This is a genomic window from Pseudodonghicola sp. (genome assembly GCF_048268305.1).
In the GTDB taxonomy this organism is placed as follows: Bacteria; Pseudomonadota; Alphaproteobacteria; order Rhodobacterales; family Rhodobacteraceae; genus Pseudodonghicola.
Map to the genome: position 1 here is coordinate 67,173 of NZ_JBLWVT010000010.1, position 21,970 is coordinate 89,142.

The 21,970-nt window shown below is 65.9% G+C and carries 18 protein-coding genes; 16 read left to right on the forward strand and 2 right to left on the reverse strand.

All coding sequences use genetic code 11. The features are described from left to right. Nucleotides 1-79: 79 nt before the first annotated feature. Genes ACN0V4_RS18450 through ACN0V4_RS18460 form a run of 3 tightly spaced genes read left to right on the forward strand, consistent with a single transcriptional unit; the run spans nt 80 to nt 5,282 of the window. A complete protein-coding gene (locus ACN0V4_RS18450; protein ID WP_417678826.1) occupies nt 80-1,159 on the forward strand; it encodes an efflux RND transporter periplasmic adaptor subunit in 1,080 nt (359 codons plus the stop codon). After that, a complete protein-coding gene (locus tag ACN0V4_RS18455; RefSeq protein WP_417678828.1) occupies nt 1,156-2,238 on the forward strand; it encodes an efflux RND transporter periplasmic adaptor subunit in 1,083 nt (360 codons plus the stop codon). The genes ACN0V4_RS18450 and ACN0V4_RS18455 overlap by 4 nt, the downstream gene beginning before the upstream one ends. Further along, a complete protein-coding gene (locus ACN0V4_RS18460) occupies nt 2,235-5,282 on the forward strand; it encodes an efflux RND transporter permease subunit (RefSeq protein ID WP_417678830.1) in 3,048 nt (1,015 codons plus the stop codon). Before ACN0V4_RS18455 ends, ACN0V4_RS18460 begins: the two co-directional genes overlap by 4 nt. Nucleotides 5,283-5,664: 382 nt before the next feature. On the opposite strand, the gene ACN0V4_RS18465 is transcribed toward ACN0V4_RS18460, so the two are convergent. After that, the gene (locus ACN0V4_RS18465) at nt 5,665-6,282 is read right to left on the reverse strand and encodes a response regulator transcription factor (RefSeq protein WP_417678832.1); all 618 of its coding nucleotides are present in this window, start codon (nt 6,280-6,282) and stop codon (nt 5,665-5,667) included. 292 nt (nt 6,283-6,574) lie between these two features. On the opposite strand from ACN0V4_RS18465, the gene ACN0V4_RS18470 reads away from it, so the two are divergent. The 10 genes from ACN0V4_RS18470 to ACN0V4_RS18515 all read left to right on the forward strand — a co-directional run bounded on the left by ACN0V4_RS18470 (nt 6,575) and on the right by ACN0V4_RS18515 (nt 18,194). After that, complete coding sequence (locus ACN0V4_RS18470; RefSeq protein ID WP_417678834.1) at nt 6,575-7,105, forward strand: oxidoreductase; 531 nt, start codon at nt 6,575-6,577, stop codon at nt 7,103-7,105. A gap of 26 nt (nt 7,106-7,131) precedes the next feature. Continuing rightward, complete coding sequence (locus ACN0V4_RS18475; RefSeq protein WP_417678836.1) at nt 7,132-9,705, forward strand: ATP-binding protein; 2,574 nt, start codon at nt 7,132-7,134, stop codon at nt 9,703-9,705. A 315-nt stretch (nt 9,706-10,020) separates the two neighbouring features. Next, nucleotides 10,021-10,938 carry a glycosyltransferase family 2 protein gene (locus tag ACN0V4_RS18480; protein ID WP_417678838.1) on the forward strand — a complete coding sequence of 306 codons (918 nt, stop codon included), beginning with the start codon at nt 10,021-10,023 and terminating at the stop codon, nt 10,936-10,938. Between the two features lie 399 nt (nt 10,939-11,337). Next, complete coding sequence (locus tag ACN0V4_RS18485) at nt 11,338-12,429, forward strand: BMP family ABC transporter substrate-binding protein (RefSeq protein ID WP_417678840.1); 1,092 nt, start codon at nt 11,338-11,340, stop codon at nt 12,427-12,429. A gap of 153 nt (nt 12,430-12,582) precedes the next feature. Further along, entirely contained in the window at nt 12,583-14,007 is a 1,425-nt protein-coding gene (locus ACN0V4_RS18490) for an ABC transporter ATP-binding protein (RefSeq protein WP_417678842.1), read from the forward strand. Further along, nucleotides 14,000-15,112: an ABC transporter permease gene (locus ACN0V4_RS18495; RefSeq protein WP_417678844.1), complete on the forward strand. Its 1,113-nt coding sequence runs from the start codon at nt 14,000-14,002 to the stop codon at nt 15,110-15,112. Before ACN0V4_RS18490 ends, ACN0V4_RS18495 begins: the two co-directional genes overlap by 8 nt. After that, nucleotides 15,109-15,999, forward strand: coding sequence for an ABC transporter permease (locus tag ACN0V4_RS18500; RefSeq protein ID WP_417678846.1), 891 nt, complete (start codon nt 15,109-15,111; stop codon nt 15,997-15,999). Before ACN0V4_RS18495 ends, ACN0V4_RS18500 begins: the two co-directional genes overlap by 4 nt. A 42-nt stretch (nt 16,000-16,041) precedes the next feature. After that, a complete protein-coding gene (locus ACN0V4_RS18505) occupies nt 16,042-17,031 on the forward strand; it encodes an isopenicillin N synthase family dioxygenase (protein WP_417678848.1) in 990 nt (329 codons plus the stop codon). Nucleotides 17,032-17,067: 36 nt separating this feature from the next. Continuing rightward, the gene (locus ACN0V4_RS18510; protein ID WP_417678850.1) at nt 17,068-17,457 is read left to right on the forward strand and encodes a VOC family protein; all 390 of its coding nucleotides are present in this window, start codon (nt 17,068-17,070) and stop codon (nt 17,455-17,457) included. 53 nt (nt 17,458-17,510) lie between these two features. Further along, nucleotides 17,511-18,194, forward strand: coding sequence for a cysteine hydrolase family protein (locus tag ACN0V4_RS18515; RefSeq protein WP_417678852.1), 684 nt, complete (start codon nt 17,511-17,513; stop codon nt 18,192-18,194). A gap of 9 nt (nt 18,195-18,203) precedes the next feature. On the opposite strand, the gene ACN0V4_RS18520 is transcribed toward ACN0V4_RS18515, so the two are convergent. Then, the gene (locus ACN0V4_RS18520) at nt 18,204-18,887 is read right to left on the reverse strand and encodes a GntR family transcriptional regulator (RefSeq protein WP_417678854.1); all 684 of its coding nucleotides are present in this window, start codon (nt 18,885-18,887) and stop codon (nt 18,204-18,206) included. Nucleotides 18,888-19,060: 173 nt separating this feature from the next. Here ACN0V4_RS18520 and dctP point away from each other — a divergent pair, with 173 nt between their 5' ends. The 3 genes from dctP to ACN0V4_RS18535 all read left to right on the forward strand — a co-directional run bounded on the left by dctP (nt 19,061) and on the right by ACN0V4_RS18535 (nt 21,938). Continuing rightward, on the forward strand, nt 19,061-20,047 hold the full coding sequence (gene dctP / locus ACN0V4_RS18525) for a TRAP transporter substrate-binding protein DctP (RefSeq protein WP_417678856.1): 987 nt from the start codon (nt 19,061-19,063) through the stop codon (nt 20,045-20,047). Nucleotides 20,048-20,133: 86 nt separating this feature from the next. After that, nucleotides 20,134-20,649: a TRAP transporter small permease gene (locus ACN0V4_RS18530; RefSeq protein ID WP_417678858.1), complete on the forward strand. Its 516-nt coding sequence runs from the start codon at nt 20,134-20,136 to the stop codon at nt 20,647-20,649. Next, nucleotides 20,646-21,938, forward strand: a complete 1,293-nt coding sequence (locus ACN0V4_RS18535) for a TRAP transporter large permease (RefSeq protein WP_417678860.1) — start codon at nt 20,646-20,648, stop codon at nt 21,936-21,938. Before ACN0V4_RS18530 ends, ACN0V4_RS18535 begins: the two co-directional genes overlap by 4 nt. The last annotated feature ends 32 nt before the right edge of the window (nt 21,939-21,970 follow it).

Below are 21,970 nucleotides of genomic sequence, written 5' to 3' on the forward strand. Positions count from 1 at the left end.
TCCCCCCGAACCGGAATGCTACTGTGAAAGATAATTTCAGAAGGTCGGATTCGTCCGCCGCCAACCGCGGGAGACACCCATGAACCGAATGACCGCGCTGCCTCTGGCGCTGTGGCTGGGCATGGGGCTTGTCCTCATGACGCCGCCGGCCGGCGCCGAACAGCCGCTGCCCATCGAAACCGCCACTGCCCACGCCGCCCCGCTGGTCCTCAAGTTCGAAATCTCCGGCACCATCGAGGCGACCGAGAATGTGCCGGTCAGCTTCCGCAGCGGCGGCCGGGTGATCGCGATCAACGTGCAGGTCGGCGATCACGTCGATGCGGGCGAAATCCTCGCCACAGTCGACCCGACCCAGGCCGAGGCCTCCGAGCGCTCCGCCGAGGCGCAGCTTGCCGCCGCCATCGCCTCGCTCAACCAGGCCCAACTGGCCTATGACCGGGCCAAGGGTCTGGCCGAACGCGGCGCCGGAACCCGCGCCGATCTGGACGCCGCCAATCAGACGCTGCTGGCCGCGATCTCGTCGCGCGATCAGGCCGAGGCGACGCTCTCCAAGGCCCGCCAGGCAGTCAGGGACACGATCATCCACGCCCCGGCCGCCGGTATCGTCACCGACCGTTCGGCCGAACCCGGTCAGGTCGTCAGCGCCGCCCAGCAGGTCCTGACCCTGGCCCGCGACGGCCTGCGCGAAGCGGTGTTCTATATCCCCGACCTGCCTGAGATCGACGGTTTCATGGGGCAAAAGCTGCAGTTGCGCACCCTCGACGGGCCCGAGCGTGTCTTTGGCGCCACCGTCTCGGAAGTGTCGCCCCTGGCCGACGAGAACACCGGAACGGTCGAACTGAAGGCCAAGCTCGACGACAGCGAAACACAGCCGGGGCTTGGCGTCGCGGTTTCCTCCACCTTCGAAATCGCCGATGCGGTCTCGATCAGCCTGCCGTGGTCGGCGCTGGCGGTCAAGGACAGGGCGCCAGCCGTCTGGGTGATCGACCCGGACAGCCACACGGCCAGCCTGCAGCCGGTGACGATCCTAACCTATACCTCTTCGACCATCGAGCTGCAGAGCGGCCTGGCAGACGGCACCGTCGTCGCCACCGCCGGGTCGAATCTGCTCTATCCCGGGCGCGTCGTGCGCTCGCTCCCGTCAGGAGAGACCGAATGACCCGCAGATGGTTTGTCACCACGGCACTGTCGCTGGCGCTGGTGGGGCTGAACCTGCCCTCTGCCGGTGCGGCCGAGGAGGTTGCCGCGACCGCGACCGCCCGCCCGGTGGTGACCGAGATCGTCGCCAGCGAGGCCACCCGCCTGCGCAGCTTTCCCGGTGTGATCAAGGCGACGGTGGAGACCACCCTGGCGTTCCAGACCTCGGGACGGATCGCCACCCGCCCGGCAGAGCTGGGCGATGTGGTCAAGGCCGGAGAGGTGCTGGCGACGCTCGACCAGATCACCCTGGCCGAGGACGTGACCAGCGCCGAGGCTGCCCTCAAGGCCGCGCAGGCGGAGGCAGAGCTGGCAGCCCAAAGCCTGGCCCGCGCCGAAGAGCTGAGCCGCCGCGGCGTCGCCTCGACCGCGCAGCTTGAATCCGCCACCGCCCAGCGCGACGCCACCGCCGCCAGCGTGCGCGCCGCCGAGGCCGAGCTCAGCAGCGCCGAGGATGCCGAACGCTATGGCACCCTGCGCGCGCCCGCCGACGGCGTGGTGATCAAGGTCGAGGCCGACCCCGGCACCACCGTGTCGCAGGGCACCCCGGTTCTGACCCTGGCCACCGAGGCCGGGCGCGAGGCGGTGATTGACGTGCCGACCGAGGTCTTGGCGCTCCTGCAGCCGAACGCCCGCTTCTCGATCCACGCGCGCAGTCCGAACGGCCCGCCGGTGCCCGGCAAGTTGCGGCTGATCGAACCGGTCGCCGACAGCTCGACCCGCAGCCACCGGCTGCGCATCACCATCGAGGGCGACGCCCCGAGCCTGCGGCTGGGGTCGCTGGTCACCGCCACGCTCGACGTGCCGACCGCCCCCATGCTCACCGTTTCGAAAAGCGCATTGTTCGAAGGGGCCACGGGCCCGACGGTCTGGCGCGTCGGCCCGAACCGGACCGCCGAATCCGTTCCGGTCACCCTGGGCGCCGACCTTGGCGGCCGTGTCATTGTTACCGCGGGCCTCACCGCCGGGGACGAGGTGCTGATCCGCGGCATCCACTCGGTTCAGGCCGGCCAGACCCTTGGAAAGAGGATCGAAGAATGAAGGGGTTCAACCTCTCCGACTGGGCGCTGAAGCATCGCTCTCTGGTCTGGTTCATGATCATCGTCTCGCTGATCGCGGGAACGTTTTCCTATATGAACCTCGGCCGCGAGGAGGATCCCTCCTTCACCATCAAGGTGATGGTGGTCAACGCCTTTCTGCCCGGCGCCACCGCCGAGGAGACCCGTGAACAGGTCACCGACCGGATCGAGAAGAAGCTGCAGGAACTGCCGAACCTGAAATACACCCGGTCGGAGACCTTCCCGGGCAGCGCCGTGGTCTATGTCGAGTTGCAGCCCGAGGTGCGCGGCCAGGAGGTCACCCAGACCTGGCTGAAGATCCGCAACATGATGAACGACATCAAATCCGATTTCCCCTCGGAATTCGCGGGCTTCGCCTTCAACGACGGCTTTGGCGACGTCTACGGCAGCATCTATGCCTTCACCTATGACGGCTTCTCGCCGCAGGAGGTCAAGGATAGGGTCGAAGATGTCCGGTCGGCGATCCTCACCTTGAAGGACACCGGCAAGGTGGAGCTTGTGGGCACCCAGGCGCCCGAGGTCCATGTCGAATTCTCCACTCGCAAACTGGCGGCGCTGGGGCTCGACCGCGCCTCGGTGCTCGATACGCTGGCGGCGCAGAACGCCATCGTGCCCTCGGGCGTGATCCAGACCGAGGACGAGCAGATCGCCGTGCGCGTCAGTGGCCGGTTCGCCTCGGCCGAGGAGCTGGCCAATGCGCCGCTCAGGGTCGGCGATACCTTCTTCACCCTCTCGGACGTGGCGACCGTCACCGCCGGCTATGCCGATCCGCCCAGCGCCCTGTTCCGCTATGACGGCCAGAATGCGGTGGCGCTGATCGTCGGCATGCGCCAGGGCGCCAATATCCTGCAGTTCGGCGAGGAACTGGACGGGATGATGGAAAAGGTCGCCCGAGACCTGCCCCTGGGCATCGAGCTGCACAAGGTCGCCGACCAGCCCAAGGTGGTCGAGGAATCGGTCGATCACTTCCTGCGCGCCCTGATCGAGGCGGTGGTGATCGTTCTGGCGGTCAGCTTCGTGTCACTGGGGCTGCGGGCCGGGCTGGTGGTCAGTATGGCGATCCCGCTGGTGCTGGCGATGACCTTCGTGATCCTGGAAATCATGGGGGTGACGCTGCAGCGGATTTCGCTGGGCGCGCTGATCATCGCCCTGGGGCTGCTGGTCGATGACGCCATGATCTCGATCGAGACGATGATCTCGCGGCTGGAAATGGGCGAGAGCCTGACCAAGGCGGCCTCCTATGCCTGGACCTCGATCGCCTTCCCGATGCTGTCGGGCACGCTGGTGACCGTGGCGGGCTTCATCCCGATCGGACTGAACTCCTCCCAGGCGGGGGAATATACCATTTCGCTGTTCTACGTGATCGCCATCTCGCTGATCCTGTCCTGGATCGTCGCGGTACTGTTCGCGCCGCTCTTGGGGGCGACCTTCCTGCCGGCGAAGTGGAAGCATCACGAGGTCAAGGCCGGCCGGCTGCGGCGTGGCTTTCACCTGGTGCTGCGCGCCGCGATGCGGGCGAAATGGCTGACCATCGTGATCACCATGGCGCTTTTCGGCCTGTCGATCTGGAGCATGCGCTTTGTCGAACAGCAGTTCTTCCCGGCCTCCGACCGGCCTGAGCTGCTGGTCGACATCAACCTGCGCCAGAACAGCAGCATCGAGGCCACCAACCTCGCCATGACCGATCTGGACCATTGGCTGGCCGGGCGGCCCGAGGTGGACTTCTGGTCGACCTATGTCGGCCGGTCGGCGCCGCGCTTCCTGCTGTCGCTCGATGCGCCGACGCCGGCGCCCTACATGGGCCAGATCGTGATCATGTCCAAAGGGATCGCCGAGCGGAACGCCCTGCGCGACGCGATCAACGCCTATGCGGCGGATCGGCCGGGGATCGACATCTATCCCAAGCTGATCGAACTGGGGCCGCCGGTCGGCAAGCCGGTGCAGTATCGCGTCTCGGGGCCGGATCGCTCGGTCGTGCTGGATCAATCGCGCACGCTGGCGGCGTTGATCTCGCAGGACGAGCGGCTTGGCAATATCACCCTCGACGAGGGCGAACCGGTCCGGGTGGCCCGGGTGGTGCTGGATCAGGAGCGGCTGCGCAAGCTCAGCCTGACCCAGACCGATGTCGCCCAGGCGCTGGCCATGCTCTACAGCGGCAGCAGCATCACCGAACTGCGCGACGGCCAGACCCTGATCGACGTGATCGCCCGCGGCAGTGCGACCGATCGCGCCTCGGTCGCGGCGCTGGAATCGCTGCAGCTCAGCGGTTCTGACGGCACCCCGGTGCCGCTGACCGCCTTCGCCCGGCTGGAGTGGGAAAATGAACCGCCGGTGATCCACCAGCGCGACCGGCTGCCGACGATCACCGTCAAGGCCGCGGTGTTGACCAAGGATCAGCCGCCGACCCTGGTGGCCGCCCTGGCGCCCGAGGTGGAGGCCTTCGCCGCCACCCTGCCCGCCGGCTACAAGATCGTCACCGCCGGGGTCGCCGAATCGAGTTCGGAAAGCCAGGAGCCGATCGCTGCGGTGGTGCCGCTGATGCTGCTGATCATGCTGTCGCTGGTGATGATCCAGATGCAGAGCTTCCGGCTGATGTTCATCGTGCTGGCGGTGGCGCCCCTGGGGTTGATCGGGGTGGTCGCGGCGCTGGTGCCCTCGGGCGCGCCGCTGGGCTTCGTGGCGATCCTGGGCGTGCTGGCGCTGGTCGGCATCCTGATCCGAAACTCGATCATCCTGGTGGAGGAAATCCAGGTGCTGATCGAGAAGGGCCGCTCGCGCTGGGACGCGGTGTTCGAGGCCTCGGACAGCCGGGCGCGGCCGATCCTGCTGACGGCGGCGGCGGCCTCGCTGGCGCTGATCCCGATCTCGCGGCAGGTGTTCTGGGGGCCGATGGCCTATGCGATGATGGGTGGTATCATCGCCGGCACGCTGATCACCCTGCTGTTCGCTCCGGCGCTCTATTGCGCGGTCTTCCGGGTCAAGCACGGCCCCGAAGACCAGCACTGACAAAGGCTGGCCCCGGCGTGGCAAAACGCGCCGGGGCCGGTCGCAGACCGGCCCGACGGGCACGCCTCGTCCTCCTTCCCGACAGATACTGAGAAATTCGCCCGGTCCGGCGCCGTTACACGGGTAAGGGTTCAACTTGGGCACATCGGCCCCGAACCGGGCGTGAGGTCGTCGTCTCCGGTTCCCGGGCCCGGAGCGATCGACCTCTGCTAATCTGCGGCGCTCGCTTGGGATCGGGACCGCAGGGGACACCGACAAGCTGCGATCCGCCGGTCTCCCTGTCAGCACCCTAGCAATCCAGGCCAAGACGCGCAGCCGCGCGAAGGGATGACCCGACGCCCCACCAGGACAGCCCCCCTATCCTTTCGGAGAGGGCGAAGGCTCAGAACAGCCCTTGATCCTTGGCGATCATCGCCGCCTGGGTCCGGTTCGCGGCGCCGATCTTGCGATAGAGCGTCTTGACGTGCAGCTTCACCGTCGGTTCGCGAATATCGAGATCGCGGGCGATCTCCTTGTTGGACTTGCCCTGGGTCAGCCCCTCCAGCACCTCCAGCTCGCGCGAGGAGAGCAGTTCAGCCAGCGGATGCGCCGGCGTCTCCTCCTCTGCCGGGCGCAGGAAATCGAGCGGCGCGTATTGTTCGCCCAGCGCCATGAACCGCACCGCATTGACCAGAGACCGCGCCGACAACGTCTTTGGCAGGAACCCCGCCGCCCCCGCAGCCAGGGCCTGTTCGGCCACCTCGCGGTTGGCGGTGCCCGAGATGATGGCGACGCGGTGGTGGCCCGGGATCTGCATCATCCTGGTCAGCCCTGACAGCCCGTTCATTCCCGGCATGGAGAAATCCAGCAGAACCAGATCGAACCCGTCCCCCTCACGCAGCATGCGCTCGGCCTCGTCGAAATCGGCGGCGGTGGCGGTCTCGATCCCCTCCTCGTTCTGGAAATAGAGAACCAGCGTATCGCGCAACAGCATGTGATCGTCGGCAATCAGTATTCGCATGCCTTCCCCTCCTGTCGGCGCATCCTGCGGCACCGGATCGTTCCTGGGATCAGTCCCGAGATCAATCCCCAGCCCACCCTGAGCAGCCATCTTCTCAGCCGCCGCGCTCATGCGTCAATCGAAACAATCGCCCTCCGCGGCGGCGCCTGTCGCCAGTGAACCGTGGAAAAACGGCAGAAGAAGGGCGACCGCGAAAACCTCCTATCCGTTTGGATAGGGGCCCTCTGCCGATGCCCCACCAATGGCGGTGCATTCCATGTTATGATCCCTCCTAAGTTGTACGGAGTTTAAGATGCCCCATCGCCCCTTTCAGGTCATGCTTGCCCTGCTGCCCCGCCTCATTCTTGTCATGGCGCTCTCTCTCCCCCTCCGCGCCGTGGCGCAGGATCTCGCCCCCCCGCGGGGCGAGGTCCTGCTCACCATCTCCGGGGCGATCTCTCAGACCAATGTCGGGGGGACCGCCCAATTCGACGAAGCCCTGCTGGAGACCTTGGGGCCAGTGACCATTGAAACCTCCACCATCTGGACCGATGGCGTGCAGCGGTTCACCGGGGTGCCGCTGGCCCGGCTGATGCAGGCGGTTGGCGCCACCGGCAAGACTCTCAAGGCCACGGCGATCAACGATTATGCGATCGACATCCCCAAATCCGACTGGGTCGAGGATGGGCCGATCGTGGCCTATCTGCGCAATGACAAGCCGATGTCGGTGCGCGAGAAGGGGCCGTTGTGGATCGTTTACCCTTATGACACCAATCCCGCCTATCAAGGCGAAGTCACCTATTCGCGCAGCATCTGGCAACTGGACCGCATCACCGTGGAATAGGAAAGTCACCAGCCCGGGATGACAATATGATCCCCCCCACCATCTCCCAGGGCAGAGCATCACGGACGCGCAACAGTGCGGTGGCGCTGGTGCTCGTGTTCTGCATCGCGCTGATCGGCGGCATGTCCTGGATGGTACTGCGCGAGCTGGATTCGCTGTCGCAAGCCAATTCGGACAATCTGCAATGGAGTCTCGCCCAGGCAGATGTGGAGTTCCTGCAATTCCGGCTGGAGCTGGAGCAGGCGCGGACCGATCCCGCCCGGCTCGATCAATTGCGCCGGCGCTTTGACATCTTCTATAGCCGAATGGCGACGCTGGAAAATGGCCAGGTGTTCCGCACGCTGCGCGCGGATCCGACCTATGATTTGCCGCGCAGCCGCGTGCGCAGCTATCTCGACCAGACGATTCCCCTGATCGACGGGCCGGACGAGGTGCTTTTTGCAGCGCTGCCGCGGCTGGCCCAGGAATCGCACGGGATCGCGGAGGATGTGCGCGACTTCTCGCTAAAAGGGCTGTCCTCTTTCGCGCAGATCACGGACGAGCGCCGCAAGAACCTGATCCGGACCCTGCTAACGATCGCAACGGTTCTGGCGGTGCTGCTGGCGGTTCTGGTGCTGCTGACGATTTCCTTTTTCCGGCTGGCTCGACTGGCACAGACCCGCGCGAAAGAGGTGCAGCGCACCGCCGGCAGGCTCAGGACCATCGTGGAAACCGCCCTCGACGCCATCGTGGTGACGGATACCTGGGGCATCATCCGGGAATTCAACCCCGCCGCCCAGCGCATCTTCGGCTATTCGCGCGAGGAGGCGCGCGGCCAAAACGCCATTGATCTGCTGTTTCCCTCCGAGCTGGCTGAAAGCCTGCGCCGAGGCGAATTGCGCTTCCTCGATCGGGAGCGCGCACCCGAAGCGCATGAAAAACAACTTGAGATCACCGCCATGGACAGGTCCGGCCGTCGCTTTCCGGCTGAAATCTCGATCGACCGGGCGGAGGCGGATACCGAGCGGCTGTTCGTCGCCTATCTGCGCGACATCTCGCGCCGGAAGGCGGCGGAAGAGGGGCTGACCATCGCCCGCGACCGCGCCCTGGCCGGCGAACGGGCCAAGGCGGAATTCCTCGCCGTCATGAGCCACGAGATGCGCACGCCGCTCAACGGGCTGCTGGGCTCGATGCAGCTGATGCGCGATCACAGCCTCACCGAACAGCAGAGCGCGCTGCTCGACCGGATGCAATCCTCGGGTCGGCAGCTTCTGGGGCTGGTCAACGACGTGCTCGATCTGGCCAAGTACGAGGCCGGAAAGATGCGCCCCGAACACCGGCCATTCTCGCTTCCCCAGTTGCTGAACGGGGTGGTGGAGACCGCGGCGCCAATGGCGGCGCAAAACCGCAACAGCCTGAGCTGGCGCCCGATCGGCCCGATGTTGGAGGGCGCGATCGGTGACGCCAGGCGGCTCAGGCAAGTCCTGCTGAACCTGGCCGGCAATGCGGTGAAATTCACCCGCGACGGCACCGTCGAGATCGAGGTGGAGACGCTGAGCGACGGCCACACCGTCGAATTCCGGGTGATCGACAGCGGCATCGGCATCGCCGAGGCGGATCTGGAGCGGATTTTCCACGACTTCGAGACGCTCGATTCCTCCTATGCCCGTCAGGCCGGCGGCACCGGGTTGGGGCTGGGCATCGCCCGCCGGCTGGCACAGATGCTGGGCGGCGAGATCGGCGCCGAAAGCGAGCCCGGCGAAGGCAGCCTGTTCTGGCTGCGGGTGCCCCTGAAGCCAGCCGAAGTCCCGGAGGACACCGCCCAGGCCGCCCCTCCCCCGGTCAGGCCCGCTCTGCCGCCGCTTGACGTACTGCTGGTCGAGGACAATGAGATCAACCGCTTCGTCGCGCGCGCGATGCTGGAGGCCGATGGCCATCGGGTGACCGAAGCCGCTGACGGCCGCGTCGGTGTCGAACTGGCGGGCCGCCGGCGCTTTGATGCGATCTTGATGGATATCTCCATGCCGGTGCTGGACGGCACCCAGGCGACACGCCAGATCCGGGCCGGCAGCGGCCCTTCGGCACGGGCGCCGATCATCGCGGTAACGGCCCATGCCCTCCCCGAGGAGATCGCCCGCTTCCAGGACGCCGGCATGACCCATTGCATCGCCAAACCGCTCGACCGCGATGAGCTGGCCGATGTCCTCGCCCGCGCCACCGCCGGAGAGCTGCCGGCACCGGTCGCGCCGCCGCCCAGCCCCGGCGATGGCGCGCTTCTGGATACCGATCAGATCGCCACCCTCTGGGCCGGGCTTGGAGCCGAGGGCGGCAGCCATCTCTATCGGCGCTTCCTGGCCGAAACCGACCAGATCATCGCCGCATTGAGCCGTCCCCATCCGGATCGACCGAGCCGGGCAGAGCTGACCGAACTGGCGGAGATCGCGCATAAGTGCGCCGGCTCCTGCAGCACCTTCGGGGCGCAGGCCCTGCGTCAGGCGCTGCAGCGGATCGAACTGCTGGCGCGGCGCGGTGAGCCGGTCCCACCCGAGGATCTGACCGCGCTGGTCGAACTCTGGACGCGCAGCCGCCAGGCGCTCGAATCCTGGCGCCGCGCCGCCTGAGCCCTTTTCGGGCCAAGATCGGACAAGGGCCATATCCTTTCGGATAGGAAACCGACCACTTGCGCCCTTCTCCTCTCCCCCCGCGCAGAGGAAACCGGCGCCGCCCCGGGGTAAAAGGGACCATGCCGAATGAACGGCACCACCCCAAGGACAGCGACTGCCATGATGACCTGTGATCGCCTCAGCCCCCTCGACCGCCTTCCGGCGGTCTCCGGCCTGCCCGCAGCGGCAGACCGGACGAGGAGACATCCGGCCATCGCGGCAGTCGCCCCTTGGGCTGGCTTCCCCTTTTCCCTTTCGCAAGGATGATCTGAAATGCAGACCCTGCCCTTCACCATCGTCATCCCCTGTTTCAATGACGCCGCAACGCTGGAACGCACGCTGAAAAGCATCCGCTTTCAGACCCACCCGGATTGGGAAGCGCTGATCATTGACGATGGGTCGACCGACGCCAGCCGGGACATCGCCGCCGCTTACGTCGATCGCGACTGCCGCTTCCACCTGCTCCGCCACGCCGGCGCCGGCAAATCCCACGCCGTCAACGTCGCCCTGACCCAGGCGCGCGGCGAGCTGATCGCCTTCTGCGCCCCTGGTGACATCTGGGAGGCCAGCAAGCTGGCGCGAATGGAACGGATCTTTGCCGATCCCAGCATTGATGCGGCCTATGCCCGGGTGGTCTTCTTCGATGGGCCGCTGCCGCGCGGCCTGTCCAAGGCCGAGGAAGACGATCTGACCGTTCAGATGCTGCTGACCGAAGACCCGGTGGCGACCCTGTCGAACATCGTGGTGCGCCGCGCGGTCTTCGCCGCCACCGGCGGTTTCGACACCCTGCTGCCCGAGGGCGAGGATATGGAATGGCTGATCCGCCTGTGCGGCTACGGGTTCAGGGTGGTCGGCACGAAGGACACGCTGGTGCATTGCCCGATCGAGACCCGGGAATTCTCGGACCACCTGATCGCCCTGCGCGCCGGGCGCGAGGCGGCGCTGGACACCGCGCGGCGCTTCGGCCATCCCCCCAATCCCCGCGGCGAGGCGATCCATCTGCGCTATCTCGCGCGGCGGGCGCTCAGGAACGGGGCCCCGGTGCGCGATGTGCTGCAGTTGGCGCTGGCCGGCATCGGTGCCAGCCCGGCCGGGTTCTTTTCCGACCTGCGGCGCGGCCTGCTGACCTTGACCGGCGCGCTGACTGCGCCGCTGCTGCCGCCGGCCCTGCGCCGCACGCTCTTCGCCTGACCCTCTCCCTTCCCTGCGCCCGTCCCGGGGCGCGGGACCGCCCCCCAGGGCTCAAGGACCGCTCGCCCCCAGTCGAGCGGTCCTGATGGTCTTCCGCCGCCACCTGTGCGATCAGACGGCAACCTTCCCCGAATCCGATTCTCCGATCCCTCCCCGCCCTGCCGCCGGCAAGGAGGAAGGCGCCCGGCGCTCATTTTTTGACCGATTGGAAAAAATGTTAATGATCAGGGGGCGCAAAGCCCCGCGATTCATTTGACGTATAAAGAGCTCTTGGCTGAGGTCAGCGGGCCGGGTCCGGAAAGACCGGCCATCCAGTCACCCCAACCGCATCAGCAGGATGCGGAGCCAATACGCGCGGCCGATGCCGCGCGCCCAACGATATATCGCAGGGATAGCTCTATGACCATCTTTCGTTCCGTCCTGAAGCTTGCCACGGTCGGCGCCCTCGCCACCGCGCAGCTCGCCGGCGTGGCCCAGGCCAACGACTTCGCCGCCACCGGCAACCCGAAACCCGCCGTCATCCTGTTCGGCCCGAGCAATGACGGCGGTTGGTCACAATCGATCGACGAGGCGCGCAAGAAGCTTGAGAAAGATCTGGGCATGCGCATCCCGCAGGCCGAGGAAATCCCCGAATCGGCAACCGCCATCCGCCCGGCGGCCGAGCTGTTCATCGAGCGCGGCTCGAACATCATCATCGGCTCCGCCTTCGGCTATTCCGACACCTTCAAGGAACTGGCCGAACAATATCCCGATATCGTCTTCATCAATCCGGCCGGCACCACCAACGGGCCGAACCTGAAAAGCGTCTACGGCCGCACCTATGAGACGCAATATCTCTGCGGCATGGTGGCCGGCGGGCTGACCAAGTCGAACAAGATCGGCTTTGTTGCCGCCAACCCCTTCGGCCTGGTGAACTGGACCGTCAACGCCTATCTGCTGGGCGCCCGCCAGGTGAACCCCGAGGCACAGCTGAGCGTCGTCTTCACCGGCGCCTGGGGCGACCCGGTCAAGGAACGCGCCGCCACCGAGGCGCTGATCGAACAGGGTGTCGATGTCGTTGGCCAGCACGTCGACACCCCCACCCCGCAGATCGTCGCCGCCGAACATGGCATCTATGGCACCGGCCACCACCGCGACCTGTCGGAATTCAGCAAGGCCACGCAATGTTCCTCGGTCTGGACCTGGGATCGCTTCCTGAAGCCCGAGATTGAAAAGATCTCGGCCGGCAATTTCGAACCGGCGCCCTATGGCGCCTTCCTGTCGATCGCCGAGGGCGGCGGTGACATCGCCTGCTGCGGCGACGCGGTCTCGGCCGAGCTGAAGGACAAGGTCATGGCCGAGCGTGACGCCATCATCGCCGGCAAACAGATCTTCGCAGGCCCGCTGAAGGACCGCGACGGCAAGCTGCGCGTCGAAGAGGGTGCAGTGCTGGGCGATGCCGATCTCTGGGCGATGGACTGGTTCGTCGATGGCGTGACCGGCGGGAAGTAATCCCCGCAGTCCCCGAAACGATCAAGCAGACCCGGCCCGCATCGCGCCTTTGATGCGGGCCAGACCTATAACGAAAGTACGCCTGAGATGACCAACGCGTTGAGCCTGCGCTCCGTGTCAAAAAGTTTCGGGGGGTTCAAAGCCCTCGACGGCGTGGATTTTTCCGTCGCGCCGGGCGAGGTGCACGCGCTTCTGGGCGAGAACGGCGCCGGCAAATCCACCCTGATGAACATCGCCTGCGGGCTCTATGCGCCCGACGACGGGCAGATCGAACTGGACGGCCGACCGGTCACCATCTCCGGCGCGCGCGATGCGGCGGCCAAGGGGATCGGCATGGTGCACCAGCATTTCAAGCTGGTCCCGGCCTTCACGGTTCTGGAGAACCTCCTTCTTTTCAACCCCGGGCGCCCGCCCGCCGAGGTCGCGCAGCAGGCGCTGGATCTGGCCGGGCGCATGGGGTTCCAGATCGACCTTGAGGCGCGCGTCGGCACGCTCGGGGTTTCGGAACAGCAGCGGCTCGAGATCCTCAAGGTTCTGGTCGCCGGCGCCCGCATCGTCATCCTGGACGAACCCACCGCGGTTCTGGGCGAAGACGACGGTCGCGCGCTGATGCAGTTGATGCGCGGGCTGGCGGAAAGCGGCAGCGCGGTGATCCTGGTCACCCACAAGCTGCACGAGGCGCTTTATCACTCCGACCGGATCACCGTGATGCGGCAGGGCCGCAAGATCGCCGAGACCCTGCCCAAGGACATGGACCCGGCCCGGCTGACCACGCTGATCGTCGGCGAGACCATCGTCGAGGAACCCGAACCCTCGCCCCATGTCGGCGGATCGCGTATCCGGCTCAATGAGGTGAAGATGGCCGGCGACGGTGGCCGCAAGGGGCTGATCGACGTCAGTTTCGAGGTCAAGGACGGCGAAATCTATGGCATCGCCGGCGTGTCCGGCAACGGCCAGAACGAACTGGCCGAGGTGCTGATGGGTCTGGGCCTGCCCGAGGCGGGCTCGATCGAGATCGCCGGCCATGGCGATGTCACCCACGCAGGTCCGGCGCACCGGCGCCGCAACGGGCTCGCCTGCATTCCGGTTGACCGCTATCGCCACGGGCTGGCCGGCGGGGTCAGCATCGCCGACAATTACGCCGTCAACGGCGCTCTCGCCGGCCGCTATGGCAATTGGTTGTGGTTCAACCGCCCCAAGGCGCGGGCCGAGGCGCGCGCGGCGATCAAGGCCTTCGACGTGCAGGGCGTGCGCAGCCTCGGGCAGAAGGCGGCGCTCCTGTCGGGCGGCAATGCGCAGAAGCTGGTGATCGCGCGGGAATTCCAGGGCCACCCCAAGGTGGTTCTGGCCCATAGCCCGTCGCGCGGGCTTGATGTGCGGGCCGGTGCCGCGGTGCACGACCGGCTGCGCGCGGCCCGCGACGGCGGCGCGGCGGTGATCCTGATCAGCGAGGATCTGGATGAAATCCTGCTGCTGTCGGACCGCATCGGCGTGCTTGCCGGTGGCCGGCTGGTGGCCGAATTCAAGGCCCCGGCGAACCGCGCGGAAATCGGCGCGGCGATGGTGACCCATGACTGATACCCAGATGACCGCCCCCGTCCCCCCGGCACCGAAGACCCGCCTGCGGCTGGTGCCGCTGCTCGAGCCGCGCCAGAGCATCGCCGAACGGTTGCGGATCGGCGTCTATGTCGGCAGCCTGCTGTTGGCGACTCTGATTTCCGTGCTGCTGCTGGCCGGCGCCGGCGTGCCGCCCGGCGATCTGGGCACCGAGATCATGAACACCGCCTTTTCCAGCCCGCGCGCACTGGGATCGGTACTGGCGCAGATGGCGCCGCTGGTGGTCGCGGGGCTTGCCACCGCCATCGCCTTTCGCGCCAATTTCTGGAACATCGGGCTTGAGGGGCAGATGATCCTTGGCTCGATCTTCGCCTCCTATGTCGCGATCCACAACATCGGCCCGGCGGAAACGCGGCTGCTGCTGATGGCGGTGGCGGCGGCGCTTGGCGGCATGATCTGGGTCGCCGGCCCCGGTCTTCTGAAGATCAAGCTCGGCGTCAACGAGGTGATCACCACACTCCTGCTGAACTACGTCGCCTTCAACCTGCTGCTGCACCTGCTTTACGGCCCGTGGAAAGACCCGGTCAGCGCCTTCCCCCATACCGAGCAATACGAGGCCTTCGAGAAGCTGCCGCAGCTCGGCTGGATGAACCTGACCTGGGCGCTGCCGCTGTCGGGGCTGCTGGCGCTGGTGTTGTGGTGGGTCTATTCGGCCTCGCGGCTGGGCTATCTGATCGACCTGATGCGCTCGAACGCCACCATGGCGCGCGCTGTCGGCGTTCCGGTCCTCGGCCTCTCGGTCGCCTCGATCCTCGGCTCGGGCGCGGTGGGCGGGCTCACCGGCTTTGCCATCTCGGCCGGGATCGAAGGGCGGATGACCCAGGATTTCTTCGTGGGCTATCTGTTCTCCGGCGTGCTGATCGCCTTTCTGGGCCGCAACCACCCGCTGGGCGTGGTCATCGTCGCCTTCTTCATGGCGGTGCTGATGCTTTTGGGCCAGAGCCTTCAGGTCTTCTTCGGCGTGCCCTCGGCGCTGGTGCAACTGGTGCAGGCGATCTTCATCATCTGCGTCGCCGGCTCGGAATTCTTCCTGACCTATCGCATGAACTGGCGGAGCGCGGCATGAGTGACTTTCTGCTCAACTGGCTGATCAATATCCCCGGCTTTGCCGCCCCCTTCGCGATTGCCGCGCTGGGGCTGATCATCACCGAACGCGCCGGCGTTCTGAACCTAGCCGCCGAAGGCCTGATGCTGGCCGGCGCCCTGGCCGGCGTCGGGTTGATGATCCATGGCGCCAATCCCTTGCTGGCGCTTGGCGGCTCGATGCTCGCCGGCATGGCGATGGGGCTGATCTTCGCCATCATGGTGGCGAGCTTCCGGATCAACCACGTGATCTCGGGCCTCGCCCTGGTGTTCTTCGCCGAGGCGCTGACCAGCTATATCGCCTCGGCCGAGCGCTGGACCAACAAGGCGATCCAGGGGCTGGAGCCGATCTTTTTGGGCCAGGACGTGATCGTCTATGTCACCCTTGTGCTTTGCGCCCTGACCGTCTGGATGCTGAACAAGACCCGCTTCGGCCTGACCCTGCGCGCCGTGGGTGAAAATCCCGGCGCGGCGGACGCCGCCGGCATCGACGTGACCGCCACCCGCTTCGCCGCCATCCTGATCGGTGCCGCGCTGATCGGGCTTGCCGGCGGATACCTGACGGTCGCCGTCTCGCGCATCTGGGTCGACGGCGTGGTCGGCGGCCGTGGCTGGATCGCCATCGCACTGGTGATCTTCGCCCGCTGGCAGCCCTGGCGCGCGCTCCTTGGCGCCATTCTCTTCGGCTGTATCGAGGCGCTGATCCCCCGCATCGCCGCCGCCGGCTTCGATGTGCCCCGCTACTTCCTGCAAATGACCCCCTATCTCGCAACCCTGGCCGTCATGATCTGGGCTGCCGCTCGCGGTCGTGACCGCTGGTCACAGCCGGCTGCCCTTGGCCAACACCACATAAGGGAGGAGCGGGGCTGATCCTCCCGCCCCTCCCCCACCAACACGGAGAAGGAAACACCCATGATCATCTACGAACCCCCGCACGCGGCGACGGAAATCCCGCTGATCGACCTGACTGACAGCTTTTCCGACGATCTGGAAAAGCGCAAGGCGGTGGCCTGGGAAATCCACAAGGCCTGCGTCGACACCGGCTTTTTCTACATCAAGAACCACGGCATCCCGCAGGAGGTGATGGACGCCCAGCTCAAGCTGGCGGCCCAGTTCTTCGACTTGCCGATGGAAGAGAAGATGAAGCTCGATTCCGTCCAGCAGCACTCCACCCGCGGCTACGAGCCGATGGCGGCGCAGACCCTCGACGAAGGTTCGCCGCCCGACCTGAAGGAGGGCTATATGTCCTCGGTCGAGGCGGGCCCCGATCACCGCTATACCAAGCTGGAAGTCCCCGGCACCGGCGCGAACCAATGGCCGAACGAGGCCTTCCCCGAGTTCCGCCCGCAGTATGAGGCCTATGTCGAGCGGGTGCTTGATCTCGGCCGTCATCTGGCCCGGATGGTGGCGCTGTCGCTGGAGCTGCCCGAGGATTACTTCGACCAGGCGCTGGAAGAACCGCTGCACTATTGCCGCATCCTGAAATACCCGCCGATGCCGAAAGATGCGGCCGCCAATCAGCTCGGCGCCGGCGCGCATACCGATTGGGGCCTGCTGACGCTGCTCTTGCAGGATGACATCGGTGGGCTCGAGGTGCGCAATGCCGACGGCCAATGGATCTCGGCCCCGCCGATCCCGGGCGCCTATATCATCAACCTCGGTGAAATGCTGCCGGTGATCACCAACGACCGCTACAAGGCCACCTATCACCGGGTGCTGAACAACAAGACCGACAAGACCCGCTATTCCAGCCCGACCTTCTGCGATCCGGAGTATTTCTACAAAGTGGAATGCGCCCCCACGATCCTGGAACACGATGGCTATGCCAAATACCCGGCGATGACGGCGGGCGAGCATCTGCGGGCGCAGTTCGAAAAGAGCTTCGGCATCGCCGCGAAATAAGCCTGAGCCCCAATAAGCCTGAGCAAGGAAAGACCAATGAACCTTCTGATGCAGGTCAGCCTGTTTTCCGAAAACTTCATCGAACTGTCGGAGTTCTATCGCGACTGCTTCGATCTGACCGAGAACGAGGGGCTGCGCTCCGACGTCTTCCGGGGCTACATGTCCGGGGAGTGTATGGTGGGCTTCAGCGCGCTGGCGGCCTATGAAATGCTGGGGCTGGAGCCGCGCAAGCCGGGCGACGGCGACCAGACCGCCTTCACCTTCAAATGCGACAGCAAGGAGGCGCTCGACGCCATCGTCGAGAAAGCCAAGGGGCTGGGCGCCACCATGGTGCAGGAACAGTTCATGACCTATTACCACTGGTACATGGCCGTGATGCGCGACCCCGATGGCAACGCCATCCGGCTGGCCTGCACCGAGGTGTAACGCGACCGGGGGCGGGCCATCGGCGCGCCCCCTCTCCCCGAAAGGACAAGATGATGAAGGCCCTCGTCTACGGCACCGAGAAAGAGATCCCCGATGATGTCTTCTCAGAATGGGTATCGCGCCCGGATACGGCGGTGATCTCCATCGACATGCACGAGGGGCATCTCTCGACCGATCCGATGTGCCCCTGCCCGGCGCCGCGCGGGCGCGAGATCATCGAACCGGTGAATGCCTTTCACCGCGCCGCCCGGGCGCTGGGGGTGCCGGTGATCCATGTGCGTTCCGTCCTGCGCGCGACCGGAGAGGACGATCTGAAAGGCGCTCATCCCGCGGCCTGGCGCACCCTCTTCCCCCTGACGGTGGGCGAGATCCCCGGCATCGACCAGCACGCCATCCAAGGCACCCGCTGGAACGACTTTTCGACCGAGGTGCTCGACACCGACCTGATCGTCGAGACCAAGCGGCGGCTGTCGCCCTTCTATCCCACCGATCTGGATTTCCTGCTGCGTTCGATGGGCGTCAAGCGCGTCGTGCTGAACGGTGGCATGACCGATTGCTGTGTGCTGAACGCCACCTTCGACGCCTCGAACATCGGCTATCGCGTCTGCGTCGCCGCCGATCTGGTGCGCGGCACCAACGAGGAGATGGAACAGGCCGCGCTCAAGATCATCTCGTTGCACACCGGGCTGGTGATGCAGTCGGAGGACATCCTGCGGGTCTGGGACGCCACCGCCTGAACGGAGGCCCTAGCCTCCCACAGTCTCCATCTGCGCCAGCATCAGCCGTTCCACCGCCGCCATGGTGCGCGACAGGTGATCGGTCATCAGCGCCAGGGCGCGCGTCTCGTCGCGGGCGATCACCGCGCGGGCGATCTCGGCATGTTCGGCGTTGATGTCGCGCACGTCCGCCTCGGACCGGCGGAAATTCAGCAGTCGCAGGTTGCGGTAGCGTTCGGAATGATCCATCAGCATGTCCCAGATCCGCAGCTTCCACTCCGAGCCACAGGCGGCGACCAGAGTGCGGTGGAACTGACGATGCAACCGCTCCCAGCGGATCGCGGTCTCCATATCCTCTGAGCTGACCGGCATCGACGCCCGCGCAAGCAGGTGTTCGGCGCGCAGAATCTCGGCCTCCCATTCCTCGTCGCCGCGCTGCATCGCCCGCGACAGGCACCAGCGTTCCACATCCAGCCGGGTTTCCAGCAGATCGTGCAATTCCTCCATCGAGGCGTCGCGCACCCGGGCGCCGCGATTGGCCTCGGACAGCACCAGCCCTTCGGAACTGAGCCGCACCAGCGCCTCGCGGATCGGGGTCAGCCCCAGCTTGTAGCGCGCATTCAGATCGGCCACCCGCAACCGCTGCCCGGGGGCAAGCCTGCCCATCAGGATTTCGGTTCTGAGCATTTCATAGGCGCTGGCTGGCTGCGGCATCTGACCCATTCAGATTTTGTGTTGACTCATAGATTTTATAAAATCATACATTTTCGATGTAAAGAACGAACATTCGGGAAATCACCGATTCCAACGAGAACGAAGGGCGCCGAAGGCTCACACCGACCGCGCCCCTTCGCGACCATCCAACCCAACCCGGAGGATAGATCCCCATGCCCCCCTTCAAGAAAATCACCGCCCTCGCGGCCGCAGCCGTGATCGGCCTCGCCGCCCCGGCGCTGGCCGAGATCAAGATCCGCATCTCGACCGCCGGGCCGGGCGGGGCGCCGCTGACCACCATGTTCGAAGAAATCAAATCCGGCATGGAAAGCCAGTTTCCGGGCGACTTCGACATTTCGGTCCACCACTCCAGTTCCCTGTTCAAACAGGGGACCGAGCTGCCGGCGCTGATGCGCGGCAACCTCGAAATGGCCTCTCCGGTCACCTTCGAGATCGAACAGCAACTGCCGGAATACGGGCTGCTCGGCGCCGCCTATCTGTTCCGTGACAGCGATCACATGCTGGAGGTTTTCCGCGGCCCGATCGGCGACAAGTTCTATCACGACGTGGAGGACAAGACCGGCGTGGTGATCCTGGACACCGCCTATCTGGGCACCCGCACCGTCAACCTGCGCAAGCTGCGCGACGTGAAGGGCCCCGAGGATCTGAAGGGCGTCAAGATGCGCATGCCGCCGGGACCGGCGTTCCAGACGCTGGCCAAGGCGCTGGGGGCCACCCCGGTCTCGATGCCCATCACCGAGGTCTATCTGGCGCTGAAGACAGGTTCGATCGACGGTCAGGACAACCCCACCAACCTGACCCGCGACTGGAAGTTCCAGGAACAGACCGAACAGGTGATCCTGACCAAGCACCTGGTGCAGCCGGTTTTCGTCGCCATTTCGAAAAAGACCTGGGACCAGATGACGCCCGAACAGCAGGATGTGATGCGCAAGGTCACCAGCGCCGCCGTTCAGAAAGAGATCGAGGCGACCCTCGCCGACGAGGCCAGCGCGGTCGAGACCTTCAAGGCGGATGGGCTGACCATCACCGAAGTCGACACCGAAGCCTTCCGCAAGGCGGTCTGGGCCGAATACGAGAAGGAAGGGCTGACCAAGAACTGGGTGCCCGGCCTCGCCGAGGACATCGCAGCGGTCAAGTGATCGCGCCCTGAGCAGTGACGGGCCCGGAGCCATCCTCCGGGCCCGATCCGTCCGCGCCTCTCGCAGTTACCGGAGCCCCGCCCGCCATGATCAAATCCCTTTCAACCCGCCTGTCGCGGCTCGCCTCGGGCCTGGCGACGCTGGCCATGGTGGCGATGTTCGCCATGTTCATCTATGGCGTCACCATGCGGCATCTGTTCGGCCAGCCGCAAACCTGGGTGGACGAGGCCGTCACCCTCACCGCCACCTGGCTGGTGTTCTGGGCCGGCGCCTTCGTGCTGAAATGGCCTGAATATATCTCTTTCGACGTGGTCTATCGGCTGGTGCCGCCCGCCGGGCAACGCGCCATGGTGATGCTGGGCGCCGCCGGTTTCGTCGCGGTCATCGCCGTGTCGATCTATGGCATCGTCGATTACGTGATGTTCATGAAGATCTCGACCACCGACATGATGGGTCTCAGGCTCGACCGGGTCTATTCGATCTTCGTGGTGTTCCTGGTCGCCATCGCGATCCGCCTGCTGATCCTGCTGGTGCGCCTCTGCTTCGGCGACTGGCGCGCGGTGCTGAGCAATCTCGACGCGACGCCGGAGGAGGTGCTGTGACCTACGGGCTTTGGATTCTCGCCGGCTGCTTCGTGCTGGGCGCGGTGCTACGGCTGCCGCTGGCATTGTCGATGTTCGCCGCCGGCGCCGTCTATTTCCTGGCGACGGGTCAGGATGTCGGGCTGCTGGCCGATCAGGTGATGGGGCAGATGACCGGAATTTACGTGCTGGTCGCCATCCCGATGTTCATCCTCGCCGCCAATGTGATGAACATGAGCGGCATCAGCGAAAGGCTCTGGGCGGCGGCCGATGCCATCATGGGCCGGTTTCGCGGCGGCACCGGTCATGTCACCGTTCTGGTCAGCATCATCTTTTCCTCGATGAGCGGATCGGCCGTCACCGATGCCGCCGGCCCCGGCATCGTGTCGATCCGGATGATGCGCCAGATCGGCAAGTTTCCCGGTGAGCTGGCGGTCGCCGTCGCCGCCGCTGGTTCGGTGATCGCCTCGGTCATCCCGCCGTCGATCCCGCTGGTGATCTATGCCATGCTGTCGGGCTCCTCGGTCGGCGCGCTGTTTCTGGCCGGGATCGTGCCCGGGCTGCTGATGGGCGGCGTCATCATGCTGACGGTAGCCGCCGTCGCCAACCGCCACGGGCTGCCACAGGGCCAGAAGGTCACCCTGCCCGAGGCGCTGCCGCGGTTCGGCCGCGCCGCCATCCCGATGACCCTGCCCGTGGTGCTGTTGGGCGGCATCTGGAGCGGCTGGTTCAGCCCGACCGAGGCGGCCGCCGTCGCGGCGCTCTGGGCGATGGTCCTGGGGGTGGCGGTGCTGCGCAGCCTGAAGGCAGGGCAGCTCAAGGCCTCGTTCGAGGAATCCGTCCGCCAGACCGCCGCGACCATGCTGCTGATCGCCTCGGCCTTCGTGGTGAACTATGCCATCGCCAACGAAGGTCTGGCCGAGGCGCTGGTGACGCTGATCGAAGGCCTTGAGATGTCGCAGCTCCAGTTCATGCTGCTGGTCAACCTGATCCTGCTGGTGCTGGGCTGCTTCCTGGACGGATCGGTGATCCTGCTGGTGATCATCCCGCTGCTGCTGCCGACGGCGCGGGCGCTGGGGATCGACCTGACCTATTTCGGCGTGGTGGCGATCATCAACTTCATGATCGGGCTGATCACCCCGCCCTACGGGTTGGTGCTCTTCGTGCTCGCCTCGCTGACCGGGGTGCCGATCCAGAAGATCTTCCGCGCGGTGGTCCCCTTCTTCCTGGCGCTGATCGCGCTGCTCGCGGTGCTGATCCTGGTGCCCGAGATCGTGCTCTTCCTGCCGCAGGCCTTCGGCTATCACTGACCGCCTGCCGGGCGGTCTCCGCCCGGCAGCAA